Here is a 23,259-nt window from a genome sequence, read left to right as displayed (position 1 = left end):
GAGACGGCCCTCAAGCTTGCGACGGCAACTCATGGGTGTCAGACACCTCTCTCATGGGTGTCAGACACCTCTCATTGGTGTCAGACACCCCATGAGCATAGGTGTCTGACACCCACAAGCACGAGAGCTGCCCTTCCTAGCGATCCTTCAGCAGCGACACCAGTTCCGGCACGTAGCGCTCGCCGCCGCCTTGCGTGACAGCCTGGTCGAACGTGTGCTGCACGGCCGCGCCGATCTCGCGCACCGCGCCGGCCTCGGCGGCCATGGTGTTGTAGTAGGACAGGTCCTTTTGCGCGTTCGACATGAAGAAGCGCAGCGACGACGGGTCCTGTTCCAGCAGGTAGGGCTTGATGCGTTCCAGCGCCACGCCGCCGCCGCCGCCCTTGGACAGCACTTCGGCGAACACGGCCGGATCAATGTCGGAACGCAGCGCGCAAGCCGCCGCTTCGGACAGCAGGGCGATCACGCCCAGCGACACGTAGTTGTGCAGCAGCTTCATGCGATGCCCGGCCCCGATGGGACCCGCGTGCGTGATGTTCTCGGCAAAGCAGGCCAGCAGCGGCTTGCATTCCTCGAACAGCGCGGCGTCGCCGCCCACCAGCAGGTTCAGCCGGCCTTCGGCGGCTTCCTTCGGCGTGCGCGTCATCGGCGCATCCAGGAAGCGGCCGCCGCTTTCGGCCACGGCCTCGGCCATCTTCACGGTGGACGAGGGGATGGCGGTCGAGCAGTCGATGATGACGGTGCCGGGCCGCAGGCCTTCCAGCACGCCGCCGGCCGACAGCAGCACGGCTTCGACCTGCGGGCTGCCGGTAACGCAGAGGATGATCACGTCCGACTGGGCCGCCAGCGCGGCGCCGTCGGCCACGCTGGCCGCGCCGGCGGCCTTCAGCGCGTCCAGGGGCTGGTTGCCCGGGTGTTCAAGCACGGTCAGGGCATGACCGTGCTTGACCAGATTGCTTGCAATGCCGTGGCCCATGAGGCCGATACCAACCATGCCGACTTTCGCCATCTTCCACTGCTCCTGCCATGTAGGGTTTGTTGTGGCGTAAATCTTACTCCGTCTGGCCGGGCGTCCCATGACCGCTTCGTATACGCCGAAAGAAGCCTTCGAATCTTTCGGATGGTCAGGGGCATGCGCCATTCCTAAAATCGTTTCACGCCGCAAGCCACGACAGGCGGGCAACGACATAAAACGGAGACAGCCGCCTTCAGGGCGGCCACAATCAGCATGCCGCACACCGCAACCGAGCCGGCCGCCAGCGCCGAGCGCCACTACTTCGAGCAGCTCGCGCAGGGCCGCTTCATGATCCCGCAATGCCAGGCCTGCGCCCGGCACCATTTCTACCCCCGCGTCGTCTGCCCGCATTGCGGCGCCGACGCGCTGCGCTGGATGGAGCCCAGCGGCCTCGGCGAGGTCTATTCCACCACCGTGGTGCGCAGCAAGGCCGGCGACTACACCGTCTGCCTGGTGGATCTTGCCGAAGGCCCGCGGATGATGAGCCGCGTGGTGGACATGCCGCCGGAAGCGGTGCGCATCGGCCTGCCGGTGCGGGCCCGGATCGATAGCGTGGACGGAGAGCCGCTGCTGGTGTTCGTGGCGCAACCGGAGGAACGGGCATGAGCCGGAGCTATCGCGGCGCGATCGCCGTCCTGGGCGCCGGCATGGCCGGACTGGGCGACTGCGGGGGGCGCACCGAACAGGAGATCATCGCGCAGGCCGCCCATCGGGCCGTGGCCGCCAGCGGCCTGAAGATGCAGGACATCGACGGCATCATCACCTCCAGCCTGACGTCGCCGTGGTGGGTGATGCGGATGTCGGAATACCTGGGCATCCGGCCGCGCTTCTCCGACAGCACCATGTTTGGCGGCTCGTCGTTTATCGCCGATCTCAAGGTCGCGGCGATGGCCATCGAGGCCGGCCAGTGCGACCACGTGCTGGTGTGCTACGGCGCCAACCCGCGCAGCGCGCCCAGCAGCACGCAGATCAACCAGATGCGCGCGGCGCTGGACCCGCAGCCTTACGAACACCCGTACAAGCCGTTCAATCCCGTGTCCAGTTATGCGCTGGCGGCGGCGCGCCACATGCACCAGTACGGCACCACGCGGCGCCAGCTGGCCGAGGTCGCGGTGGCGGCGCGCAAATGGGCGCAGCTCAACCCGGACGCCTTTCTGCGCGCGCCGCTCACGATCGACGACGTGCTCGGCGCGAAGATGATCTCGGATCCGCTGACCGTGCGCGACTGCTGCCTGGTAACCGACGGCGCGGGCGCCTTCGTGGTGACGCGCGCCGACCGCGCCCGCGACCTGCATCCGCGCCCCATCTACGTGCTGGGCACCGGCCACGCGCACTGGCACCGCCAGATCTCCTGCATGCCCGACGTCACCGTCACGCCCGCCGTGGATTCCGGCCGGGCCGCGTTCGCCGAGGCCGGCCTGACGCCCGCCGACATTGACCTGGTCGAGCTCTACGACGCCTTCACGATCAATCCCATCCTGTTCCTTGAAGACCTGGGCTTCTGCGCCAAGGGCGAGGGCGGGGCGTTCATCGGCGGCGGCCGCATCGAGCCGGGCGGCGACCTGCCGATGAACACCAATGGCGGCGGCCTGTCGTTCGGTCATCCCGGGATGTACAGCATTTTTCTGGTGATCGAAGCCGTGGCGCAGCTGCGCCGCGAAGCCGGAGAGCGGCAGGTCGGCCGCGCCGACGTGGCGCTGGTGCACGGCAACGGCGGCGTGCTGTCCAGCCAGGCCACGGCCATTCTTTCCCATACCCTGTGACGGAGACCCCGATGAACAAGACTGTCCATTCCGCCGCGCAGGCCGTGGCGGACATTCCGGACGGCGCCACCGTGCTGGTCAGCGGCTTCGGCCTGTCCGGCCAGCCCGTGGATTTACTGGACGCGCTGGTGGAGCAGGGCGCGCGCGACCTGACCGTGGTGTGCAACAACAGCGGCAGCCGCGACAGCGGCCTGGCCCGCCTCATCCGGCTGGGCCGCGTGCGCAAGCTGATTGCCTCGTACCCGCGCGGCGCGGAGTCCCAGGCCTTCGAGACGGCTTACGCCGAAGGCCGGATCGACTACGAATGCGTGCCGCAGGGCACCCTGGCCGAACGGCTGCGCGCCGCCGGCTCGGGCCTGGGCGGCTTCTTCACGCCGACGGGCTACGGCACGCTGCTGGCCGAAGGCAAGGAAACGCGCGTCATCAAGGGCGTAGGCCATGTGTTCGAGGAGCCCTTGCCGGCGGACTATGCGCTGGTGAAGGCGCAGTGCGCCGATGCGATGGGCAACCTGGTCTACCGCAAGGCGGGGCGCAACTTCGGGCCGCTGATGTGCATGGCCGCGGCCACCGCCATCGTCCAGGTGCACGCGCTTGCCGAGGTCGGCGGGCTGGATCCGGAGCACATCGTCACGCCCGGCATCTTCGTGCAGCGCGTGCTGCGCATCCCCGACGCACAACTGGCCGGAGGCCTGCAATGACGCAACAATACTCGCGCGCGGACATCGCGCGCCGCGCCGCCGCCGACATACCCGCCGGCTCCTACGTCAATCTGGGCATCGGCCTGCCGGTCATGGCGCTGGATTACTGGACACCCGCGCATGGCGTCATCGTCCACAGCGAGAACGGCATCCTGGGCATGAGGGCGCGTTCGGAAGACGATCCGGTCGATCCGGACCTGACCAATGCGGCCAAGCAGAACGTCGCCATGTCCGCGGGCGGCAGCTTCTTCAATCATGCCGATTCCTTCGCCATGATGCGGGGCGGCCACCTGGATTACTGCATCCTGGGGGCCTACCAGGTGTCGGAGAGCGGCGATCTGGCCAACTGGTCGCTGGGCCAGCCCGGCGTGGCCGCGGCGGTGGGCGGGGCCATGGATCTGGCGGTGGGCGCCAAGCGCGTCCACGTGCTGATGGAGCACACGACCCGCGACGGTCGTTCGCGCCTGCGCCGCGTCTGCGACCTGCCGCTGACCGGCGCCGGCTGCGTCGACCGCGTCTACACCGACCTGGCCACGCTGGACGTCACGCCACAAGGCTTTCTGGTGCGCGACATGGCGTCCGGATTGAGCCGCGAGGCCTTGCAGGCCGCCACCGATGCGCCGCTGCGCTTTTCCCAGGATCTAGAACATGCCGCATGACACGGATCTGGCCGGCTTCCGCGACGAGGTCCGCGCGTTCCTGCGCGACGAGCTTCCCGCCGACCTGCGGCGCAAGGTGATGGACCACCAGCGCCTGGACAAGCAGGACTTCCAGCGCTGGCACCACATCCTGCACGAGCGCGGCTGGGTCGCGCCGAACTGGCCGGCGGAACATGGCGGCGCGGGCTGGAGCATCGAGCAGCGCGACGCGTTCGACGAGGAATGCGCGCTGGCGGGCGCGCCCGAGACCGTGCCCTTCGGCCTGCGCATGGTGGCGCCCGTCATCATGGCCTACGGCTCGGACTGGCAGAAAAGCCATTTCCTGCCGCGCATCCTGAACGGGCAGGACTGGTGGTGCCAGGGCTATTCCGAGCCGGGCGCGGGCTCCGACCTGGCCTCGCTTGCCACCCGCGCGCGGCGGGTGGGCGACACCTATGTAGTCAATGGCCAGAAAACCTGGACGACCTACGCGCAGTACGCCGACATGATGTTCTGCCTGGCGCGGACCGGTGGTGGCGCCAAGGCGCAGGAGGGCATTTCGTTCCTGCTCATCGACATGCGCAGTTCGGGCGTGTCGCTGCGGCCCATCCGCACGCTGGACGGCGGCGAGGAAATCAACGAGGTCTTCCTGGACGACGTCGTGGTGCCGCTCTCGCATCTGGTGGGCGAGGCGGATCGCGGCTGGACCTACGCCAAATACCTGCTGTCGCACGAACGCTTCGGCGCGGCCCGGGTCGGGCGGGCCAAGCGCGAACTCGCCCATCTGCAGCGGCTGGCTTCCCAGCGCGTGGTCGACGGCGGGCCGTTGGCGCAAGATGGGGAATTCGCGCATCGGCTCACGCAGCTGGAGATCGACACGCTGGCGCTGGAGCAGACCAATCTGCGGCTGATCGCACGCCACCAGCGCGGCGCCGGCCATGGCGCCGAAGCGTCGATCCTGAAATACCTGGGATCCACGCTGGCGCAGCGCATCAGCGAGGCGCTGGTCGACACCGCCGGCGCGCATGCGCTGGCCTATCAATCGTCCGCGCTGGAGCGCGGCTACGCGCAGGGCGGGCCAACCGTCGAGGAAGAACTGCAAGCCATGCCCGGCTTCTATCTGAACCTGCGCAAGATATCGATCTACGGCGGGACGGACGAGGTCCAGAAAAACATCATCGCCAAGCTGGGACTGGGCGCGCCGGACGACTACGCGGGAGACGAGCGCGCGCTGGACGATGCCGTGTCGCGCTATCTGCAGGGCGAATATCCGGCGCCCGCCGGCCGCCCCGCGCCGCCTGTCGACGCCGACCCCGCCGCGACACCGCACTGGCGGGCCTTTGCCGGCATGGGTTTGCTCGGGCTGGGCCTGCCGGCATCCGCGGGCGGCATGGAGGCCGGCTTGCCCGAACTCTGCGTGCTGATGCAGCAGTTCGGCCGCCATCTCGTGACCGAACCGTATGACGCCAGCACGCTGCTTTGCGGCCAGCTGTTGTCCCGCATGCCGGAAGGCGAGGCCGTCCGCGCCTTGCTGGCCGGCATGGCGGAGGGCGCGGCCGCGCCCGTCCTGGCCCATGCCGGCCCGGATTCGGAATGGGCCCTGGACGCGGCGCAGGCGACGGCCGAGCGCCAGGGCGACGGCTGGATCCTGAATGGCGTGAAGCGGCGCGTCCCGCACGGCGCGGGCGCAAGCCAATTGCTGGTCACGGCGCGCGACGAGGCCGGACTCGGGCTGTTCCTGGTCCAGGCGGACGCGCCGGGGCTGACCCGCGAAGGCGCCCTGGGCCTGGATGGGCGCATCCATGCCGACGTGGCGCTGGCGGGATGCCGCGTGCCCGGCGCGGCGCGTCTGGGCGAGGCCGGCGCGGCGTTGGAGCACGCAGCGGACATCACGCGCGTGGCGCTGTGTGCGGAGGCGCTGGGCATCATGCAGGCGCTGCTGGAGGCCACGCGCGACCATGTCGCCGCGCGCCGCCAGTTCGGCCAGGCGCTGGGCGGCTTCCAGGCGCTGCAGCACCGGCTGGTGGACATGCTGCTGGCCCTGGAGCAGGCGCGTTCGCTGACGTGGGCGGCTGCGCGGTCGGATCCGGACGATGCGCCGCTGCGCGCCCGGCTGGCCTCGGCCGCCAAAGCCAGATGCGGCCAAGCCGCCCGCTACATCAGCCAGCAGAGCATCCAGCTGCATGGCGCCATCGGCATGACCGACGAGCTTTCCGTCGGCCACTACGTCAAGCGGCTGCTGGCCATCGAATACACGCTAGGCGACACTCGCCATCACATCAACCGCTATCGGCAACTGGCGCGGGCGTAAGCCGCGCCGCCGCAAGGGACCACCATGACCGTCACCGTCACCCAACCGTCCGACGACGTCTCCAGCACCGTCCGCTACGCCCTGCATGGGCGCGTGGCGGTGATGTTTCTTGATAATCCTCCGGTCAACGGACTGGGCGACACCGTGCGCGCCGGCCTCCATGCCGGCCTGGCGCGCGCGCGCGCCGATGCCGGCGTCGATGCCGTCGTGATCGTGGGCGCCGGCAAGGCGTTCTGCGGCGGCGCCGACATCCGCCAGTTCAACACGCCGGCCGCGGCGGCCAAGCCCATGCTGCGAGACGTGATCGCGGCGATCGAGGCATCGGACAAGCCGGTCGTGGCCGCCATTCACGGCTTTGCCCTGGGCGGCGGGCTGGAGCTGGCCCTGGGCTGCCATTACCGCGTGGCTCAGGCCGGCGCCCGGCTGGGCCTGCCGGAAGTGAATCTGGGCCTGGTGCCGGGCGGGGGCGGCACCCAGCGGCTGCCGCGGCTGATCGGCGTGGCGCCGGCGCTCAGGATGATCCAGGGCGGCGCGCCGGTGGACGCCGCCGCCGCGCTGGCCGCGGGGCTGGTGGACGCGCTCACCGACGGCGATGTGCTGGACCTGGCGCTGTCCTATGCGCGGGACCGGGCCGCCCAGGCGACGCACCCCGTCGTCGCGGCGCGCTCCGTGCAAGCCAGCGGCGTCGACTTCGCCGCTGAGCGCGCCAGGCTCAATCCCAAGGCCCGCAATGCCCAGGCCCAGCAGGCGGCGATCGATTGCGTCGAGGCCGCGACGCGCCTGCCCATGGCGGCGGGCCTGGACGAGGAGCGCAGGCAATTCGACACGCTGGTCGCCGGCGACGCGTCCAAGGCGCTGCGCCACCTGTTCTTCGCGGAAAAAGAGGCTCCGCGCGTCGCGGGCGGCGGTCGCGCGGGCACGGTCGAACGCGTGGGCATCCTGGGGGCGGGCACCATGGGCGGCGGCATCGCCATGGCGTTCTCGAACGCGGGCTATGCGGTGACGCTGTACGAGCGCGATCAGGCCGCGCTGGACCGCGGCATGGCGCTCATCCGCAAGAACTATGAGATCACGGCCGCCAAGGGCAAGCTCGACGCCGCCGGCGTCGAAACCCGGATCGCCCGCATCGCGCCCAGCCTGGACATCCAGGACCTGGCGGCGGCCGATCTGGTGATCGAGGCCGTGTTCGAGGACATGGCCGTCAAGCAGTCGGTGTTCCGCGAACTGGACGCCGTGTGCAAGGCGGGCGCCATCCTGGCCACCAACACGTCGCGGCTGAATATCGACGAGATCGCCGCCAGCACGGCGCGGCCCGAGGCGGTGATCGGGCTGCATTTCTTCAGCCCCGCCAACGTCATGAAGCTGCTGGAGGTCGTGCGCGGAGCGCGCACCGGCGCCGACGTCATCGCCACCTGCATGGCGGTGGCGCAGAAGATCGGCAAGATCCCCGTCCTGGTCGGCGTATGCGAAGGCTTCGTCGGCAACCGCATGCTGACCGGCTACTGGCGCGAGGCGGGCTTTCTGCTGGAAGAGGGCGCCAGCCCGCAGCAGATAGACGGCGCGCTGACGCGCTTCGGCATGGCGATGGGCCCGCTGGCCATGGCGGACCTGGCCGGCATGGACATCAACTGGGCGACGCGCAAGCGCCTGGCGCCGACCCGGCCCGCGCATCTGCGCTATTCCAAGGTGGCGGACCGCATCTGCGAGCTGGGCCGCTTTGGGCAGAAGACGCAGGCGGGCTACTACCGCTACGAGCCGGGCAGCCGCCAGCCGCTGCCCGACCCGGTGGTCGACGGCATCATCGAGGCCTGCGCGCGCGAGGCCGGCATCGTGCGCCGCGCCGTGAGCGACGAGGAAATCGTGGAGCGCTGCATGCTGGCGCTGGTCAATGAGGGCGCGCAGATCATCGACGAAGGCATCGCCCAGCGCGCCTCGGACGTGGATGTCGTATACGTGCACGGCTACGGATTTCCGGGCGCGCGCGGCGGCCCGATGTTCTATGCGCAGACGCTGGGCCTGGCCGCCACGCTCGCGAAGATCCGCGCCCTGCGGCAGGCCCATGGCGACCACTGGAAGCCGGCCGCGCTGCTGGAGCGCAAGGCGGCCGAAGGCGCCGCCACATTCTGAAACGCCTGGCGGGGCACCTGCAAGGGCGTCCGCTGGGCGGCCGGGGCCGCATCGGGCAACATGCCGGATGCGGCCTTCTTTGCGATACTGCACTGGATATCCGCAAGAATCCGAACCATCCCGGGGTCCGTACAGGGTCCTTTCACGTGAACAACATGACAGACACCATCCCGACCGGCTTCGAGCCATGGCAGCCCAGCAGTCCCTTCATGACGCATCTGGCCGAGCTTGGCGCGCTGTACCGGCGCGATGCGGATTCCGTCCTGGCGATGCGCGTGGGGCATGCTCACACCAATATGCACGCCATCGCCCATGGCGGGCTGCTGGCCACGCTGGCCGACAGCGCGCTGGGATACACGATCGCGCAGCGGGCGCACCTGTCGGTGGTGACGGTGCAGATGTCGGTGGAATACCTGAATCCGGTCAAGCCCGGCGACTGGCTGGAAGCCCACGTTCGGATCGACAAGCAGGGCAAGCGGCTGATCTACGCCAACTGCCTGCTGCAGGTGGAAGGCCGCGTCATGCTCAAGGCCAACGCGGTCTTCGCGGTGCGCGCCGCGCCAACCCCCGCCTCGGACGGCTGAAGGCGCGGCGGCGCCTATTCCACCTTGACGCCGGTGGTCTGGACCACGTCGCGCCACTTGGCCGTTTCGCCGGCGACGAATGCGCTGACCTGGTCCGGCGTCATCGGGCCCAGCGGCTCGCTGTTCTGCCCGGCCAGGCGCTGCACCATCTCGGGCGAGTTCATGATGTCGTTGGTGGCCTGATTGAGCTTGGAGACGATCGCCGGGTCCGTCCCCGCCGGCGCATAAAAGCCCAGCCAGGTGTAGACGTCCAGGCCCGGCGCGCCCGATTCCGCGAACGTGGGCAGGTCCGGAAACAGCTTGCTGCGCTCCGCGCTGGCCACGCCGATCGGGCGCAGCTGGCCCGATTTAATGAAAGGCGCCACGCTCATCGCGTCCTGCACCGCCACCTTCAGCTCGCCGGACACCACCGCATTGGTGGCGGGCGATGCGCCCTTGTAGGGCACGTGCTCCATGGGCACGCCGGTGATTTTCTTCAGCCATTCGCCGCCCAGGTGGGTGGAGCCGCCAAAGCCGGCCGAGCCGTAGGGCACGCCGGGCTGCGACTTGCCCCAGGCCAGGAATTCCGGAACGGTCTTGACCGGCACGCCGGCATTGACCACCACCAGGTTCGGCGCGCGCGCCAGGATGCCGATCGGCGCAAAGTCCTTGACGGGGTTGTACCGGACCTTGTCGTTGACGGCCGGCCCGATCACATGGCCCGTGGCGTTGATCAGCAGCGTGTAGCCGTCGTTCTTCTGGCGCGCCACCAGCTCGGTGCCGACCTGTCCGGCGGCGCCAGGCTTGTTCTCGACCACGAAAGTCTGGTTGAAGCGTTTGCCCAGTTCCGCCGACAGCAGGCGCGCGACGATGTCCGTCATGCCGCCGGGCGCAAAGGCCACCACGACGGTGACGGGATGGTCGGGATATTCGGCGCGGGCGGCGCCGGCGGCCAGGCTGCAAAGCAGCAGCGCGCTCGTCGCGCCGCGCCGCAGGATAGTGCGATTCATGGTTGTCTCCAGGAGTTCTTATCGTCCGGGCGGCGCGGTTGCCGTCGCGCTTCCCGCGAAGCCAGTATGGCGTCGGGGGTCGCTTTACTCCATCCGAAATATTCGAATTCAACGTTCGCGGCTGTCTAAAGCGCGGGGCCCGCCGCAGGGGGCGGCGCGCGCTTTGAAAGCCCGCGAACGCAGTGTTCGAAACATTCAACTCCTCGCGCCGCGGCGCCGCTGACATAATTTTCCGAAAGCGGTTGAATCACGGAGACACTATGCTTCACAACGCCTTGCGCGGCATCAAAGTCGTGGACTTGTCGCGCATCCTCGCGGGCCCCTGGTGCACGCAGAACCTGTCGGATCTCGGCGCGCAGGTCATCAAGGTCGAGCACCCCGAACGCGGCGACGACACGCGCGGCTGGGGGCCGCCGGACCTGCGCGCGGCCGACGGCGCCGCATCGATGTCGGCCTATTTCATGGCCTGCAACCGCGGCAAGCAATCGGTCGCCATCGACTTCTCGACCGAAGACGGCGCGGCCCGCGTGCGCGAGCTGGTCGCCGATGCGGACATCCTGGTCGAAAACTACAAGGCCGGCGGCCTCTGCAAGTACGGGCTGGACTATGCCTCGCTCGCGCGCATCAACCCCCGCCTGATCTACCTGTCCATCACCGGCTACGGCCAGTCCGGCCCCATGGCCGGCAAGCCCGGATACGACTACGTGTTCCAGGGCATGGGCGGGCTCATGAGCTACACCGGCCAGCCCGACGGCACGCCCGGCGCGGGACCGCTGCGCACCGGCGTTGCGGTCGTGGACCTGATGACCGGCATGTACGCCACGTCCGCCGTGCTGGCCGCCTTGCGCCAGCGCGACCAGACCGGGCAGGGCCTGCCCCTGGACATCTGCCTGCTGGACGTCGCGGTGGCGCTGAACGCCAACCAGGGCGCCAATTACCTGGTGTCGGGCGTGGCGCCGCGGCGCAGCGGCAACGCCCATCCGAACTGCGCGCCTTACGAGGTCTTTGCCTGCGCCGACGGCCACCTGATCCTGGCGATCGGCAACGACGGCCAGTTCGCGCGCTTTAGCGACGTGGCGGGCCATCCGGAATGGGCGGCCGACGCGCGCTATGCCACCAACAGCGCGCGCCTGATGAACATGGACAGCCTCCGGCCGCTGGTTGCCGGCGCGCTGGCCGCAGCGCCTCGCAAGCGCTGGACGGACGCGCTGGACGCCGCCGGCGTGCCGTGGGGTCCGATCCACACGCTGGACGAGGTCTTCGCGCATCCGCAGGTGCAGCACCGCGGACTGCTGCAGACGACGACCCACCCGGTGCTGGGCGAAGTGCGGCTGGTGCGCAACCCGCTGCTGGCCGGCACGCCGCCCGGAGAACTGGGCGCTGCGCCGCCGCTGCTGGGCGAGCACACGGACGCCGTGCTGGCCAATCCGGCAACGATTTGATTTACCCCGAGGAGACAAAATTGAAACCCATCAAAATCCAACTGGCGGCCATGCTGGCCTGCCTGGCCTTGCCCGGCATCGCCGCGGCGCAGTACCCCGAACGGCCGATCCGCCTGGTCGTGCCCTACGCGGTGGGCGGCACCACCGACATCATCGCCCGCGTCGTCGGCAACAAGCTCGGCACGCAGCTGGGCCAGTCCGTCATCATCGAGAACCGGCCCGGCGCGGGCGGCAGCATCGGCTCGGCCTACGCCGCCAAGCAGCCCGCCGACGGCTACACGCTGGTGATGGCCGTCGAAAGCTCTCACGCGGTCAACCCGAACGTGTACGCCAAGAGCGCATACGACCCCGTCAAGGATTTTGCGCCCATCAGCAATCTGGCCGATGTGCCCAATGTGCTGGTGGTGAATCCGGCGCTGGCCGCGCCGGACCTGCCCGCGTTCCTGAAGCTGCTCAAGGCCGATCCGAACAAGTACGCGTTCGGGTCTTCCGGCAACGGCGGCCTGAGCCACATGAACGGCGAGCTCTTCATGCAGACCACCGGCACGCGCATGCTGCACGTGCCCTACAAAGGACTGGGGCCGGCGCTGAACGACCTGGTGGCCGGACAGGTCCAGATCGTGTTCGACAACATCCCGTCCTCGTATCCCCTGATCCAGGGGCAGCGCATCCGCCCGCTGGCGGTGGCGGCCAGGCAGCGGCTGAAGGTGCTGCCGGACGTGCCGACCTATGCCGAGGCCGGCTTGCCCGCCATGAACAACCCGTCGTGGTTCGGCCTGGCCGCGCCCGCGGGCACGCCGGCGCCGGTGCTGGAAAAGCTGAACGCTGCCGTGCGGCAGGCGCTGGCGGACCCCGCCACCATCGAGGCCATCGAGAAGCAGGGCGCCGTGCCCAGCCCGATGTCGCGCGACGAGTTCGGCGCGCTGATCGCGCAGTCCTACGGCCACTGGAAGACCGTGGTCGAGGACATCAAGTTCGAGAAAATGCAGTAACAGGAGTCATCGTGAACACCAGAAATCTTGCCTTTCCCCACGCGCGCGCCGAGATCGACGCCGCCGGCATCGCCACCCTGACCATGCTGGACGCCGGGGTGCTGAACATCCTGAGCACGCCGGTGATCGATGGCCTGCGCGAGGCGCTTGCCGCGCTGCGCGAAGACGGCTCGGTGCGCGTGCTGGTGCTGCGCGGCGCCAGCGACCGCGCCTTCGTGGCCGGAGCCGACATCGCCGAAATGGCCGCGCTGGACGAACAGCGGGCGCGGCGCTTCATCTCGAACCTGCGCGATCTCTGCAACGCCGTTCGCCACTTCCCGGTGCCGGTCATCGCCCGCATCCCGGGCTGGTGCCTGGGCGGCGGCCTGGAATTCGCGCTGGCCTGCGATCTGCGCGTTTGCGCCGATCGCGCGCAGTTCGGCATGCCGGAAGTGAAGGTCGGGATTCCCTCCGTGATCCACGCCGCGCTCATGCCGCAGCTGATCGGCGCGGCCAACAGCGCGTGGATGCTGCTGACCGGCGAACTGATCGACGCCCGCCGCGCGCTTGACTGGGGGCTGGTCAACGCGGCGGTGCCTGATGCCGAGCTGGATCAGGCCGTGCGCAAGCTGGCCGAGGGCCTGGCCGCGCTCGGGCCGGCGGCGCTGCGGCAGCAGAAGAAGCTGCTGCGCCGCTGGGAGACGATATCGGTGGACGAGGCCATCGAGGACAGCGTCGCGGAATTCGGCGCCGCCTTCAACACCGGCGAGCCGCAGAAATTCATGAACGAATTCCTGGCCAGCAAGCGCGAGGGCAAGCGCTGATCAGTCCGGACCGCGCGTCGCGGCCACGATGGGATCGTCGAGCAGGTACTCGGCGACCTGCTCGACAAAGGGCGAGGGCGGCGTGCCGGCCTGCGTGACGAGCGTCAGCTCGCGCAGCGCCCAGGGTTCGCTCAGCTCCACCGCGGCGATGCGCTCCTCGCGCAGCGCCGCGGCCGCGATGCTGCGCGGCACCAGCGACACGCCCACGCCGGCCTCGACCATGGACAGCACGGCGTCGAAGGTATGCACGTGGATGCGCACCTTGGGCGTCTTGCCGGCCAGCTTGGCCATGTCGCGCAGGAAAACGTAGTTGCTGCTGGTCCGGCTCATGCAGACAAAATCCAGGTCCAGCACGGCCGGGAAACGCACCGGCGAGCTTTCCACCACGGGATGGTTCAGCGGCGCCGCGATGATGAGCTCATCGATGGCGTAGCGGACGGCGTTGACGCCCGCGGACGTTGCATGGCCGGCAAAAATGCCGATGTCGGCCTCGCGGCCGGCGATGGCCGCCTCGATCGTGGTGCTGGAGCGCTCTTCCAGCAGGATGTTCACATTGGGATTTGCCGACAGAAAGCGGCTCAGGCTGGGCACGATGAAGCCGTTGAGCGAACTGCTGTTGGCGAACAGCTTGACGCTGCCCTTGAGCCCGCTGGAAAAGCCGCTGACCTCGCCGTGCATGCGTTCAACGCCTGCCAGCAGCGAGCGCACATGCTTGAGCACGAAATCGCCTTCCGGCGTGAGCTCCATGCCGCGCGCCTCGCGCTTGAACAGCGGCACGCCCATCGCGAATTCCAGGTTCTTCAGGCGATAGCTGGCCGACGACGCGGTCAGGTGCACCGTGTTGGCGCCGCCAGACAGGCTTTTCGCCTCGGCGATCGCGAGAAACAGGCGTAGGTCGGTGAGTTCGTAGCGCATCCCGCAAGATTACCGTAGATGGATACGGGGCGTCACAGGTAAGGCGTGGCCAGCCAGATCACCTTGTTGCGCAGGCGCTTGGCGAACGGCGCCTGCAGCAGGTCTTCCAGCGTCTCGCGCCTGGCGTGGCCGATCAGCCCGTCTATGCGTGCGCCGATCCAGCGCGCCACGGCGGGGTCGTAGATCTCGGTGTCCAGTTCGAAGTTCAGGCGCAGGCTGCGCGGGTCCAGGTTGGACGAGCCGACGTAGGCCCAGGCGTCGTCCACCGTCATCAGCTTGGAGTGGTCGAACGCGCCATGCGAGCGCCAGACGCGGCAGCCGGTGCGCACCACCTGGTCCAGCTGCGCCGTCATCGCGTAGTCCACCAGCCGCAGGTTGTTCTTGCCCGGAATGACGATGTCCACCAAGATGCCGCGGCGCGCGGCGGTGGCGAGCGCGCCGATCAGCGTCTGGTCGGGCAGGAAGTAGGGGGACTGGATGCGCACATGGTGCCTTGCCACTGCCAGCGCGCCCAGCAGCATGTTGTGCGTGCTGCCCAGCGCCCGGTCGGGGCCTGAGGGCACGCAGCGCATCGGCACATTGCCCGTGGGCGGCAGGGCGTGGGGATCGAACCAGGGCTTGGCGGGCAGCGATTCGTGCGTGGTGAAGTTCCAGTCATGCGCAAACACGGACATCAGCTGCGTCACGATCGGGCCTTCCACGCGAAAATGCGTATCGTGGTTGGTGGCGTCTCCCGCCAGGGCGCTGACAAAGGCCGCCCGCACATTCATCCCGCCGGTAAAGCCCACGCGCCCGTCGACGACCAGCACCTTGCGGTGGCTGCGCAGGTTGGCGTAGGGCATGCGCAGCACGCCCAGCGGATTCGTCATGAAGCGCGCCACCGGCACGCCGGCGCGCGCCAGCATGCGCACGATGGGCGGGCGCGAATACTTGGAGCCGATGGCGTCGATCAGCACGCGCACCTCGACGCCGCGCGCCCGCGCCTCGATCAAGGCCTGGGCCACTTCCTGTCCGATGGGATCGTTGTCGAAGATGTAGCTCTGCATCGCCACGGCATGGCGCGCCTCGCGGATGGCCTGCAGCATGGCCGGATAGGTCTCGTCGCCGCCCGCCAGCGGCTGCACCGCATTGCCGCCCAGCAGCCGGAACCGGCTGACGCGGTCGCCCAGCACCTTGAGCGAGGCGAACTGCGCGCCGGCGATCGGCGTCACGTCCACCGGCGCCGTCTCGGCCTGCTCCGCATCCACCACCATTGCCTCATCGCGCTGCTGCGACACCCGCGTCTTGCGGATGCGATTGATGCCGGCCACGAAGTAGAACAGCGGGCCAAAGAGGGGAGAGAACATCGCCACCCCGACCCAGCCGATGGCCGCCCGCACATCCTGCTTGGTCATCGCGGCATGCACCGCCGCGCCGGTGCCCGCCACCGTGCTGATGGCAAACACCAGATGAGGCCAGTAATCGGTCAAAATTGCGTGTATGCGATCCATAGCGATGACGTAAGAGCCGGCCTCCAAGGGTGAAGCATGCGCAAGGATAGCAAGGCCGCCGCCGCTGGCAAGGGCCTCGCGCCCAAGGGCTTTCGCATCTTTTAAAAAACGTGCTAGAATTCGGCCTCTTCGTTGTTGAGCTTCTTTGAAAGCCGCAGCGGGGGGGGATGCCGCAAAGGTATTAAGTATTATCCAAGCAGTAACCCCAGCAGTAACCCCAGCAGTAACCCCAGCAGTACCAGAGGTGGCTGTAGCTCAGTTGGTAGAGTCCTGGATTGTGATTCCAGTTGTCGTGGGTTCGAGCCCCATCAGCCACCCCAAAGAATTCAATGAAATCAGGCGCTTAGGTCAATCCTAAGTGCCTTTTTTCTTTTCATGGTGTGAATTTCTAAACAAAAATTCGGATATTTAAATTCACTCAGTCGCTTCGGCGCTTTTCATCAGCCGTCGATCATGGTGCTTGTGTGTCGTTGCGAATCCAGGCGAATGAACACACCTTTGGGAGTCTTCAGCCGCGACCACGCCACGCCGATACGCGGCTGGCCCTGAGCCAGCACGCCTTGTTGGCAGCCGATGAAGCGTGTGCCCTTGTCGATAAGAACAACGCGTCCGCTTGTGGAGCGGATATCGTGCGGTGCGTATCGTATGCTGACGAGCCGGCGGTTCCCCAGTTTCATTGCGCTCCGTGCTTGGCGGAGCGCCGTTCGCTTCCTATGCTTTGAGATCATCGAGCGGACCGAGCGGGGCGATTGGATCCTCGCCGACGAGGACGAAATCCTAGACCTACTGCCTGTGTTTGAGCTCAGCACTGACGGACGCTGAATCGATCCGGCCGGTATTTGACCGATCGGGCTTCCATGGGAGATCGAAGGGGAGCTGGCCCTTAGCTGCAGCAACGGCACCAATACGCTCTGAACCTGCAAGACTAAGATGAATGGGGTCAAAGTACGCGGACTGACCATCGAAATGGGGCGTACAGCGCATCTCGTCGCATAAGTAATCTCGCACGTCCAATAGCGCCACATTCGGGTACTTCTTGGTCATAGAGGAGAGGAAGCCGTTTATTCCGACCTCAAATCCGTCGTCCCGATCGCGCTGTACATCGCAATTCAGGCCAGGAATTATCAGTGCCTTGCGTTCGCATTGGCGGTCGAATGTGAGGAAGATGGGTACGTTCAAGGCAACGACCACCTGGCGTACGCGCGAGCTCAGCTCGGCGACGGTTGCCTCAATGTCCGACCTTGCATTTCCGGTGTCGACGCCGAACCAATGGCTACCTAAGATGACCGTGTCGTATAAACCGACGTTCTTTTCCATCGCGTCATTGAAATCCGCGCAGGTCTGCCTTATCGCTGCAATCGTATAGCTTCGGGAGTTCCTGAGGATCGGCGGGCAGCTGGAAACTGAAGCATTACGGATGGCGATACCCTGCTGTTCGGCGATTACCTTGAAGAAGCCAACAAAATGCGCCGCATGTGAGTCTCCCCATAATAGGGTGCGCACGGGTTCACTGTTATCGCCCAAGACGCACCTCGGGTCCGTCAAAACGGCCGGGTCAAAATCGCGCATTTGGCAATTGAATGCATATTCGCCGGCCGGGCGAGTGTCCCAGTCTAGAGCTTGGAGCTTCGCGACGTAGTCTTCGGGCTTGGCCAGAGAGGACGCCCCTCCGGTTATGAAAACATAAAGTGACATCGACGCAAGTACGGCAGTGGTTACTGCAAACTTGATAGAGGGAGTTAGGCGGGCCGAGGTTTTGGGAACACGGAATTTTCGCTCGACCAGGAAATACGAGATTAGTGTCATGGCTATCATTAGCGAGACACAGGTTATGTAGCCGCGTGCGGTCGGCGCGCCATATGCGTAGCGGTAAAACGCCATTACTGGCCAGTGCCAAAGGTACAGAGAAAACGAGACTAGGCCGACTGCGACGAGCGGACGTATGCCCAAGATCCGGCTGACCAACGTGGGCCGCGCCGACCCGCCCAGGATCACCAATGCGGCGCCAAGGGTTGGCGGCACGGCAGCATAGCCAGGAAATCCATTACTTTCGCTGAGGAATACGACGGAGAACGCGACGAGGGCCGCGCCACTTAGAGCCAGGACTTCCGACAGGGCATGGGGCAGGCGGCCAACGCGGTTGATCGCAAAGTATGCCAGCGCACCTATGATCAACTCTCCCGCCCGTGCAGGCAACATGTAGTAAGAAAACGAGGGATCGGTGTGCAGAAAGGCCTGTCCAACGTAGAAGCTGGCCGCCATCATCGTCACGAAGATGCCGACCCGCATAGACGGCTTTACCCAGCGGAAAGCAGCCAGTAGCACCAGGGGCCAAAACAGATAAAACTGCTCTTCCACTGCGAGCGACCAGAGATGCAGCAGGGGGATGGCTTCGGAGGGGGCCGCAAAATAGCTGGTGTCGAGGAACTTCCAGAAATAAAAATTGGCTGCAGAGACGGTGCTGAAGCCGGCAGAGGCTGCAAGAGAAGTTGCGTCGGCAGGCACCATGAAAATGGTGCCTATCATCAGGGTAACGGCAATGCAGAAATACGCTGCCGGCAGGATTCGGCGAGCCCGGGAAAGATAGAAGTCCACGAACGAAAAAGATCCGGATTCGATCTTGCGGGTCAGAATTCCTGTTATCAAAAATCCGGAAATAACGAAGAAGATATCGACGCCAACGAAGCCGCCGGGAAGCCAGGATTTATTGAGATGGAACACCACCACAGCAAGGACGGCGACTGCGCGCAGGCCGTCGATGTCTGCTCTGTATCCGGGTTTTTCTTGCGGCAATGCCATCTGGTACTGCTCCTTGTTCTTATCAAGAGCCCCCGAGGGGCTGAAAAACGATGGCGGATTGTAAGAGAGAGTTCGCTAAAGCCAAATTCACCCAGCCCGCCTTGGCGGGCTTTTGTCGTCTATAGGGGACGCGATTGGACATCCAAGATTTCGACGCCCTCGCGGTAAAGTTCACCGGGGTGCTGGGCGCCACGGTGGGATGCACAAATCTAAGCATCGAGTTCGGGACCGGAATACTGTCTCTCGCTCAGCTTGAATTCGGGTCGAACGCGAGCTTGTTTGAGTACCCGCCCGTTGAGCAAGGCGCTGTGTTTGCCGCTTAATCGACAAGTCGTTTATCCGGATGAACGACAACGACACCGACTATCGGAAGTTCTAAGGAACGGTTGGCTGAGGGAAATGAGCCAGAGCCCCCTAGCGATCCAGAGGGCCCCTAAAGCGAGGCTGATCCAAAACTGGCGGCGAACGTGGCCTTGTGCCGTGTTTCGGCCCATTGGGGGATTCCCACGCGCTGCCCGCCGCGCGGGCGCTGGGGTCAGCTGACCTCGTTTGCGTGGAGATTGAAAACTGCGCGCGATTGTGAAAAGCTGAAGATGTTCGGCCTTGAGCTGGAGGTGTGGCTATGGATCTCATTCGCCATTTCTCTGCGTTCCCTAGTTCGGCGTTTCTTCTGTTCGTGTTGTGCATATCTGGCGGGGCAGTCGTGCTGATCGCCATATTCATGAAACACGGCTGGCTGGCATCCCTACTCTTTGCCGTCATCGTTGGCGCGCTGGCCGTCCTGCTGATGTCCAGCACGGCTTATGGCTTTGAGGGAATGGGTCAGGTGGAACGGCCAAGCGTCGAGGGCATGCCTGGATGCTGGATGCGCTAAGGGCGGGCCCGATCAGGGCAGCCCGCCCATTCCAGCCTTCAAGAAGGGCCGCCCGGGGTTCCTGCGAGACGGCACGCAACCGCGAGAAGCGCCGTGCCGTCAGGTAGCTGGTATTGATTTTCACCAAGCCAGGAGACTGGCCGGCCGTCCTGCAAGCAACAATAGAAGAACGCCGGCTCCCCGTCGTCGCAAGGTAGCGATCTGCAGCGCCGCTCGATAACGTACGTTGTCCCGTCTGGGTCTACCGCAATCAGCTCGGTGGGGCGTTTTGTGTAGTTTGTCTGCATGGCGCGACTCCATTGAACTTGGTTGCCGATCCCGCGCCCCAATTGGGTCACTATCTTTCCAGCCGGTCAATACGCATTTAGCCCACGTCCGCCGTCCTGACAGGGGTGGAAATAAGGGTTTTTCCTAGCACCTGCGCGGATGGAACCCCCGAGCCTCCTCCGTTACTCATGCATATCACCGGGCGCCGCGCGCACGCGCCGCCCAGCACCCTTTGCCCAGGAGATGCCGCATGAACACAGCAGAAGCACGCGATACCGTCACTCGTTGTCTGGCCAGCGTTTGGGGGGAGGGCAACGCGCTGGACAGCGTCGGCGCCTTCGAGATCACCACCGAGGAAGGCGTGAACGTCCTGCTGGAAGTGGCCGAGGACGAAATCCAGCTGCGCCTGTATGCGCCGATCTTCGCCACGCCCGACGCGCTGTCGTATCGCGTGTTGCATGAGGCCCTGGCGCTGAACCTGTTCCAGCTGCCGCTGGCGGGCGCCTGCCTGGCCATCGATGGACGGACCGGCGCGCTGGTCCTGAACGAGAGCGTCGCCGTGGCCGGCATGCAGCCGGAAGGTTTCGAAGCGACGATGCAGAAGTTCATCGGCACCGCGATCCAGGCGCAGGCCTATCTGCTGGCGGCGCGCCAGGAAGTGGAACCGGCGCCGCAGGCGGTTCCGGCCGGCGTGGACCGCCTGCCTGTCAACCTGGCGTAAAGGGAGGCTGCAATGCTTGTCAATACCGTGAAGTTCTCCGGTTCGCTCACGCCCGGCCTGACCGGCGGCCTGCGGCGGGCAGCGCCGTCGATGACACAGAACCTGCGCAATCTGGGAAGCGGCGCCATCGGGTCCCGTGGTTTTCACACCAGCACGCCGCTGCTCAAGGACCTGAAGAACGGCGCCACGCCCGCCACCCGGACCGATGGCGGGTTCTTGGCGCGGATGAGCAGCGGGATCAAGAAAATGATGGAGGCGGCCAATATCAAGTACACGCCGTCCAAGTTCGAGTCCAAGGAAGTCCTGGATATTTCCAAGTACGGTCCCAAATGGGCGGCAGTCGACGAAAGCAGCTACGGCACGGTGTCCAAGAGCGCGGATTGGAAAAGCCATTTTGTCGACGCGGGCGCCAAGGCCGAGATAAAGGGCGTGCAGGTCATCGCGGGACACGGCATGTTCTCCGCGGGGGAGGTCCATGTGGGCAAGGCGACGCTCCAGGCAGACCTGGGCGTCAAGGGCCTGCACCAGACCTGGCAGTCGTCCGTGAGCCTGACTGGCGGCACAAGCCTGTTCAATCTGCGCGCGGCCTGGTCTGGTCTGGATGGCGGTTTGGGAGAGGCCCCCAGTCTCAAGACGCTGCGCATGGCTTCGTTCAAGCCCTTGCTGTCGGTGCAGCTGGAACAACGCGACCTGCAGAACGGCACGCTCGTCATGTTCAAGCTCAACGCCGCCAACCTGCTGAACTTTCTGGGCGAAGGCCTGCAGGAAGGAAAGCTGCCCAACCCCGGCAAGCTGCTGACGGGCGAGAACAAGATATTCAACGACAAGCTGCATCAAGCCTATCGCGCCGTCGCCGAGGACTTTGTCCAGCATTACCGGGCACTGGAGCGGGCCGGCGTGCCTGAACGGATCGACGCGATGGTCGAGGACGCGCTGGGCGACTGGCGCAGCGATGGCGAGGGGTGGAGCCCGCAGGCGCTGGCCATGTTCAAGCGCGATATCCTGAACAGCCAGGTGCTGGCGGATGTGCTTGGCCTGGACAAGGAGCATGCCAACGCCTTGCCGGTCTACCGCCTGGCAGCCAGGCTGTTCAATGAAGGGATAGCCAACGGTGGACAAAAGCTCTGACCGGGAGCCCGCGGCGCGCCGGGAACGCCTTTCTTCGCGGCGCGCGGCCTAGCGCTGTTTGAGCATCTCGATCAGCAGTTCGGGCGACCACGGTTTGGGCAAGAGGGGAAAGAGCTGATGGTCCGTGCCCGCCAATTGCTTGCTGGCCCCGGTGGTAAGCACCACGCGGATATATGGCCATTTGGTGCGGACCCGGTTCGCCAATTCGACGCCGTTCAGGCCTGCCATTTCGACGTCGGTGATCATCAGGTCGAATTCGCCGTTCGTCTGGTCCAGTAGGCGCAGCGCCGAGGCCGCGTCCGTGCACAGCGTGACGGCATGGCCCAAGTCCTCAAGCAAGGCAAGGAGCACGGTGCCCACGCTCGTGTCGTCCTCCACCAGCAGGATCTTCTTTTCCGATCGCGACAGGCAGTCGTCGCCAGCCCGCCTGGGTTCCTGGACGCCGCCGCCGAGCTTGTCCTCGGGAATGCTGAGCGTGAAGGCGGAGCCCCGGCCGACCTCGCTGGCAGCCTTGACATCGCCGCCGGACTGCTTCGCGAACCCGAAGACCTGGCTCAGGCCCAAGCCCGTGCCCTTGTCCACCGGCTTGGTGCTGAAGAATGGTTCGAACACATGCGCCAGAACGTCCGGTTCCATGCCGCAGCCGGAATCGCGCAATTCGATCTCGATGCACGGCTGTTCGCTGTTGCAGACCGTTCCTGAGGCCTGGTCATTGATTTCCCGCCGGACCGCGATCGTGAGGAGCCCGCCGCCGGGCATGGCGTCGCGCGCGTTCACCACCATGTTCAGCAGCGCCGTTTCCAGCTGGTTCGGATCGGCGCAGATATACAGCGGAAACGCCTGGAATCGATATTCGATCCGGATGCCCGCGCCGACTGTCGCCGCGAAGATGTCGCGCATGCCCTCAATACACTCCTGGACCTCGAAACGCGCGGGCTTCAAAGGCTGGCTGCGGGCGTAGGCAAGCAATTGCGCCGTCAAATGGCTGGCCCGTTCGACTGTCGCCGCGACCAGGCCGGCCAGCTGTATGCGCTTCTCGCTGTCCATCGCCGGCTTGCGGAGCATTTCGGCCGCGAAACGGATGGTGGTGAGGAAGTTATTGAAATCGTGGGCGACGCCGCCCGTCAGGCGTCCCAGCGCTTCGAGCTTTTGCGCATGGTGCAGCGCGTCGCGTGCCGCCTGCACCTCCTCTTGCGCCTTCTTCTTGTCCGTGATGTCGCGGGTGATCTTGGCAAATCCCAGTATGTGCCCAGCGTCGTCGCGAATGGCGTCGATGACGACGCTGCACCAGAACCGCCGGCCGCTTTTGTGGACGCGCCAGCCTTCGGCCTCGAACCGTCCTTCGCGGCGGGCGGTCTCCAGCGCCCGTTGCGGCACGCCGGCCAGGCGGTCCTCTTCGGTATAAAAAAGGGAAAAGTGCTGGCCGATGATCTCGTTCGCGGTATAGCCCTTGAATCGCTCAGCGCCCTTGTTCCAGCTTGCCACGCAGCCGTCGGGATCGAGCATGTAGATCGCATAGTCCATGACCGCCTCGACCAGCAGCCGGAAACGGTTTTCGCCTGCCAGGCTCAAGGCTGCATGGGTGGGTTGGGACGCGGGCATGGAAGTTCCTCAATGGCTTTGCTATTGCGGAAATCGCCGGGAAGGCAGCCCGTTCCGTCGAGGCAGCAACGGGCCGCTGGCCGTGTTCGTATTATGCCCGC

Annotated in this window: 20 protein-coding genes, 1 tRNA gene and 1 pseudogene; 15 read left to right on the top strand and 7 right to left on the bottom strand. The window is 66.1% G+C overall.

Going from position 1 to position 23,259, the window contains the following annotated elements; genetic code table 11:
- Window positions 1-136: 136 nt before the first annotated feature.
- A complete protein-coding gene (locus tag ACFWP0_RS14415) occupies window positions 137-1,009 on the bottom strand; it encodes an NAD(P)-dependent oxidoreductase (RefSeq protein ID WP_377843018.1) in 873 nt (290 codons plus the stop codon).
- A 219-nt stretch (window positions 1,010-1,228) separates the two neighbouring features.
- Between ACFWP0_RS14415 and ACFWP0_RS14410 the strand changes: the two genes are divergently transcribed.
- The 8 genes and pseudogenes from ACFWP0_RS14410 (at window position 1,229) to ACFWP0_RS14375 (ending at window position 9,136) form a co-directional block, all read left to right on the top strand.
- Window positions 1,229-1,621 carry a Zn-ribbon domain-containing OB-fold protein gene (locus tag ACFWP0_RS14410; protein WP_377843015.1) on the top strand — a complete coding sequence of 131 codons (393 nt, stop codon included), beginning with the start codon at window positions 1,229-1,231 and terminating at the stop codon, window positions 1,619-1,621.
- Window positions 1,618-2,778, top strand: a complete 1,161-nt coding sequence (locus ACFWP0_RS14405) for a thiolase (protein WP_377843012.1) — start codon at window positions 1,618-1,620, stop codon at window positions 2,776-2,778. Before ACFWP0_RS14410 ends, ACFWP0_RS14405 begins: the two co-directional genes overlap by 4 nt.
- 11 nt (window positions 2,779-2,789) lie before the next feature.
- The gene (locus ACFWP0_RS14400) at window positions 2,790-3,476 is read left to right on the top strand and encodes a 3-oxoacid CoA-transferase subunit A (protein WP_377843010.1); all 687 of its coding nucleotides are present in this window, start codon (window positions 2,790-2,792) and stop codon (window positions 3,474-3,476) included.
- Window positions 3,473-4,135, top strand: coding sequence for a 3-oxoacid CoA-transferase subunit B (locus ACFWP0_RS14395; RefSeq protein WP_377843007.1), 663 nt, complete (start codon window positions 3,473-3,475; stop codon window positions 4,133-4,135). Before ACFWP0_RS14400 ends, ACFWP0_RS14395 begins: the two co-directional genes overlap by 4 nt.
- Window positions 4,125-5,312 (top strand): annotated as a pseudogene (locus tag ACFWP0_RS14390) (acyl-CoA dehydrogenase family protein); the annotation flags it as partial. The gene ACFWP0_RS14395 and the pseudogene ACFWP0_RS14390, both read left to right, overlap by 11 nt.
- On the top strand, window positions 5,289-6,425 hold the full coding sequence (locus ACFWP0_RS14385; RefSeq protein WP_377843384.1) for an acyl-CoA dehydrogenase family protein: 1,137 nt from the start codon (window positions 5,289-5,291) through the stop codon (window positions 6,423-6,425). The pseudogene ACFWP0_RS14390 and the gene ACFWP0_RS14385, both read left to right, overlap by 24 nt.
- A 24-nt stretch (window positions 6,426-6,449) precedes the next feature.
- The gene (locus ACFWP0_RS14380) at window positions 6,450-8,552 is read left to right on the top strand and encodes a 3-hydroxyacyl-CoA dehydrogenase NAD-binding domain-containing protein (RefSeq protein ID WP_377843004.1); all 2,103 of its coding nucleotides are present in this window, start codon (window positions 6,450-6,452) and stop codon (window positions 8,550-8,552) included.
- Between the two features lie 155 nt (window positions 8,553-8,707).
- Window positions 8,708-9,136 (top strand): PaaI family thioesterase, encoded by a 429-nt coding sequence (locus ACFWP0_RS14375; protein WP_377843001.1) that lies wholly within the window; start codon window positions 8,708-8,710, stop codon window positions 9,134-9,136.
- A gap of 14 nt (window positions 9,137-9,150) precedes the next feature.
- Here the strand turns inward: ACFWP0_RS14375 and ACFWP0_RS14370 are convergent, their stop codons facing one another.
- Window positions 9,151-10,125, bottom strand: a complete 975-nt coding sequence (locus ACFWP0_RS14370; protein WP_377842999.1) for a Bug family tripartite tricarboxylate transporter substrate binding protein — start codon at window positions 10,123-10,125, stop codon at window positions 9,151-9,153.
- A gap of 260 nt (window positions 10,126-10,385) precedes the next feature.
- Between ACFWP0_RS14370 and ACFWP0_RS14365 the strand changes: the two genes are divergently transcribed.
- From ACFWP0_RS14365 to ACFWP0_RS14355, 3 genes are read left to right on the top strand one after another with little or no spacing between them, the layout of a single operon-like run.
- Window positions 10,386-11,567 (top strand): CaiB/BaiF CoA transferase family protein, encoded by a 1,182-nt coding sequence (locus ACFWP0_RS14365; protein ID WP_377842997.1) that lies wholly within the window; start codon window positions 10,386-10,388, stop codon window positions 11,565-11,567.
- A 50-nt stretch (window positions 11,568-11,617) separates the two neighbouring features.
- Window positions 11,618-12,559: a Bug family tripartite tricarboxylate transporter substrate binding protein gene (locus ACFWP0_RS14360; RefSeq protein ID WP_377843382.1), complete on the top strand. Its 942-nt coding sequence runs from the start codon at window positions 11,618-11,620 to the stop codon at window positions 12,557-12,559.
- 11 nt (window positions 12,560-12,570) lie between these two features.
- Entirely contained in the window at window positions 12,571-13,362 is a 792-nt protein-coding gene (locus tag ACFWP0_RS14355; protein ID WP_377842995.1) for an enoyl-CoA hydratase, read from the top strand.
- Here the strand turns inward: ACFWP0_RS14355 and ACFWP0_RS14350 are convergent, their stop codons facing one another.
- Window positions 13,363-14,277, bottom strand: a complete 915-nt coding sequence (locus ACFWP0_RS14350) for a LysR family transcriptional regulator (RefSeq protein WP_377842992.1) — start codon at window positions 14,275-14,277, stop codon at window positions 13,363-13,365.
- A gap of 32 nt (window positions 14,278-14,309) precedes the next feature.
- Window positions 14,310-15,767: a cardiolipin synthase gene (cls, locus tag ACFWP0_RS14345; RefSeq protein ID WP_377842990.1), complete on the bottom strand. Its 1,458-nt coding sequence runs from the start codon at window positions 15,765-15,767 to the stop codon at window positions 14,310-14,312.
- Between the two features lie 244 nt (window positions 15,768-16,011).
- Between cls and ACFWP0_RS14340 the strand changes: the two genes are divergently transcribed.
- Window positions 16,012-16,087 (top strand) — tRNA-His (locus tag ACFWP0_RS14340).
- 120 nt (window positions 16,088-16,207) lie between these two features.
- Here the strand turns inward: ACFWP0_RS14340 and ACFWP0_RS14335 are convergent.
- Together ACFWP0_RS14335 and ACFWP0_RS14330 are read right to left on the bottom strand one after the other, a co-directional pair.
- On the bottom strand, window positions 16,208-16,444 hold the full coding sequence (locus ACFWP0_RS14335) for a TrbI/VirB10 family protein (RefSeq protein ID WP_377842987.1): 237 nt from the start codon (window positions 16,442-16,444) through the stop codon (window positions 16,208-16,210).
- A gap of 106 nt (window positions 16,445-16,550) precedes the next feature.
- Complete coding sequence (locus ACFWP0_RS14330) at window positions 16,551-18,566, bottom strand: acyltransferase family protein (protein ID WP_377842985.1); 2,016 nt, start codon at window positions 18,564-18,566, stop codon at window positions 16,551-16,553.
- Window positions 18,567-19,188: 622 nt separating this feature from the next.
- Here ACFWP0_RS14330 and ACFWP0_RS14325 point away from each other — a divergent pair.
- From ACFWP0_RS14325 to ACFWP0_RS14315, 3 genes are all read left to right on the top strand, one after another.
- Window positions 19,189-19,440, top strand: a complete 252-nt coding sequence (locus ACFWP0_RS14325) for a hypothetical protein (protein WP_377842982.1) — start codon at window positions 19,189-19,191, stop codon at window positions 19,438-19,440.
- Window positions 19,441-19,957: 517 nt separating this feature from the next.
- Window positions 19,958-20,428, top strand: a complete 471-nt coding sequence (locus tag ACFWP0_RS14320; RefSeq protein ID WP_377842979.1) for a CesT family type III secretion system chaperone — start codon at window positions 19,958-19,960, stop codon at window positions 20,426-20,428.
- Window positions 20,429-20,440: 12 nt separating this feature from the next.
- On the top strand, window positions 20,441-21,556 hold the full coding sequence (locus tag ACFWP0_RS14315; protein WP_377842977.1) for a hypothetical protein: 1,116 nt from the start codon (window positions 20,441-20,443) through the stop codon (window positions 21,554-21,556).
- 48 nt (window positions 21,557-21,604) lie between these two features.
- On the opposite strand, the gene ACFWP0_RS14310 is transcribed toward ACFWP0_RS14315, so the two are convergent.
- On the bottom strand, window positions 21,605-23,158 hold the full coding sequence (locus ACFWP0_RS14310; RefSeq protein WP_377842975.1) for a PAS domain S-box protein: 1,554 nt from the start codon (window positions 23,156-23,158) through the stop codon (window positions 21,605-21,607).
- Window positions 23,159-23,259 lie beyond the last annotated feature (101 nt).

The sequence above is a fragment of the Achromobacter sp. NPDC058515 genome (genome assembly GCF_042721735.1).
In the GTDB taxonomy this organism is placed as follows: domain Bacteria; phylum Pseudomonadota; class Gammaproteobacteria; order Burkholderiales; family Burkholderiaceae_B; genus Achromobacter.
Note: the sequence above shows the minus strand (reverse complement) of the source record. Positions and strands in the feature narration are given on the sequence as shown.

What these genes read in the sequence shown, in the direction of transcription:
- ACFWP0_RS14405 (WP_377843012.1), top strand. Translation starts at nt 1,618, where the DNA reads ATGAGCCGGAGCTATCGCGGCGCGATCGCCGTCCTGGGCGCCGGCATG.
- ACFWP0_RS14395 (WP_377843007.1), top strand. Translation starts at nt 3,473, where the DNA reads ATGACGCAACAATACTCGCGCGCGGACATCGCGCGCCGCGCCGCCGCC.
- cls (WP_377842990.1), bottom strand. Translation starts at nt 15,767, where the DNA reads ATGGATCGCATACACGCAATTTTGACCGATTACTGGCCTCATCTGGTG.
- ACFWP0_RS14365 (WP_377842997.1), top strand. Translation starts at nt 10,386, where the DNA reads ATGCTTCACAACGCCTTGCGCGGCATCAAAGTCGTGGACTTGTCGCGC.
- ACFWP0_RS14310 (WP_377842975.1), bottom strand. Translation starts at nt 23,158, where the DNA reads ATGCCCGCGTCCCAACCCACCCATGCAGCCTTGAGCCTGGCAGGCGAA.
- ACFWP0_RS14410 (WP_377843015.1), top strand. Translation starts at nt 1,229, where the DNA reads ATGCCGCACACCGCAACCGAGCCGGCCGCCAGCGCCGAGCGCCACTAC.
- ACFWP0_RS14325 (WP_377842982.1), top strand. Translation starts at nt 19,189, where the DNA reads ATGGATCTCATTCGCCATTTCTCTGCGTTCCCTAGTTCGGCGTTTCTT.
- ACFWP0_RS14360 (WP_377843382.1), top strand. Translation starts at nt 11,618, where the DNA reads ATGCTGGCCTGCCTGGCCTTGCCCGGCATCGCCGCGGCGCAGTACCCC.
- ACFWP0_RS14415 (WP_377843018.1), bottom strand. Translation starts at nt 1,009, where the DNA reads ATGGCGAAAGTCGGCATGGTTGGTATCGGCCTCATGGGCCACGGCATT.
- ACFWP0_RS14335 (WP_377842987.1), bottom strand. Translation starts at nt 16,444, where the DNA reads ATGAAACTGGGGAACCGCCGGCTCGTCAGCATACGATACGCACCGCAC.
- ACFWP0_RS14320 (WP_377842979.1), top strand. Translation starts at nt 19,958, where the DNA reads ATGAACACAGCAGAAGCACGCGATACCGTCACTCGTTGTCTGGCCAGC.
- ACFWP0_RS14315 (WP_377842977.1), top strand. Translation starts at nt 20,441, where the DNA reads ATGCTTGTCAATACCGTGAAGTTCTCCGGTTCGCTCACGCCCGGCCTG.
- ACFWP0_RS14400 (WP_377843010.1), top strand. Translation starts at nt 2,790, where the DNA reads ATGAACAAGACTGTCCATTCCGCCGCGCAGGCCGTGGCGGACATTCCG.
- ACFWP0_RS14380 (WP_377843004.1), top strand. Translation starts at nt 6,450, where the DNA reads ATGACCGTCACCGTCACCCAACCGTCCGACGACGTCTCCAGCACCGTC.
- ACFWP0_RS14350 (WP_377842992.1), bottom strand. Translation starts at nt 14,277, where the DNA reads ATGCGCTACGAACTCACCGACCTACGCCTGTTTCTCGCGATCGCCGAG.
- ACFWP0_RS14375 (WP_377843001.1), top strand. Translation starts at nt 8,708, where the DNA reads ATGACAGACACCATCCCGACCGGCTTCGAGCCATGGCAGCCCAGCAGT.
- ACFWP0_RS14370 (WP_377842999.1), bottom strand. Translation starts at nt 10,125, where the DNA reads ATGAATCGCACTATCCTGCGGCGCGGCGCGACGAGCGCGCTGCTGCTT.
- ACFWP0_RS14330 (WP_377842985.1), bottom strand. Translation starts at nt 18,566, where the DNA reads ATGGCATTGCCGCAAGAAAAACCCGGATACAGAGCAGACATCGACGGC.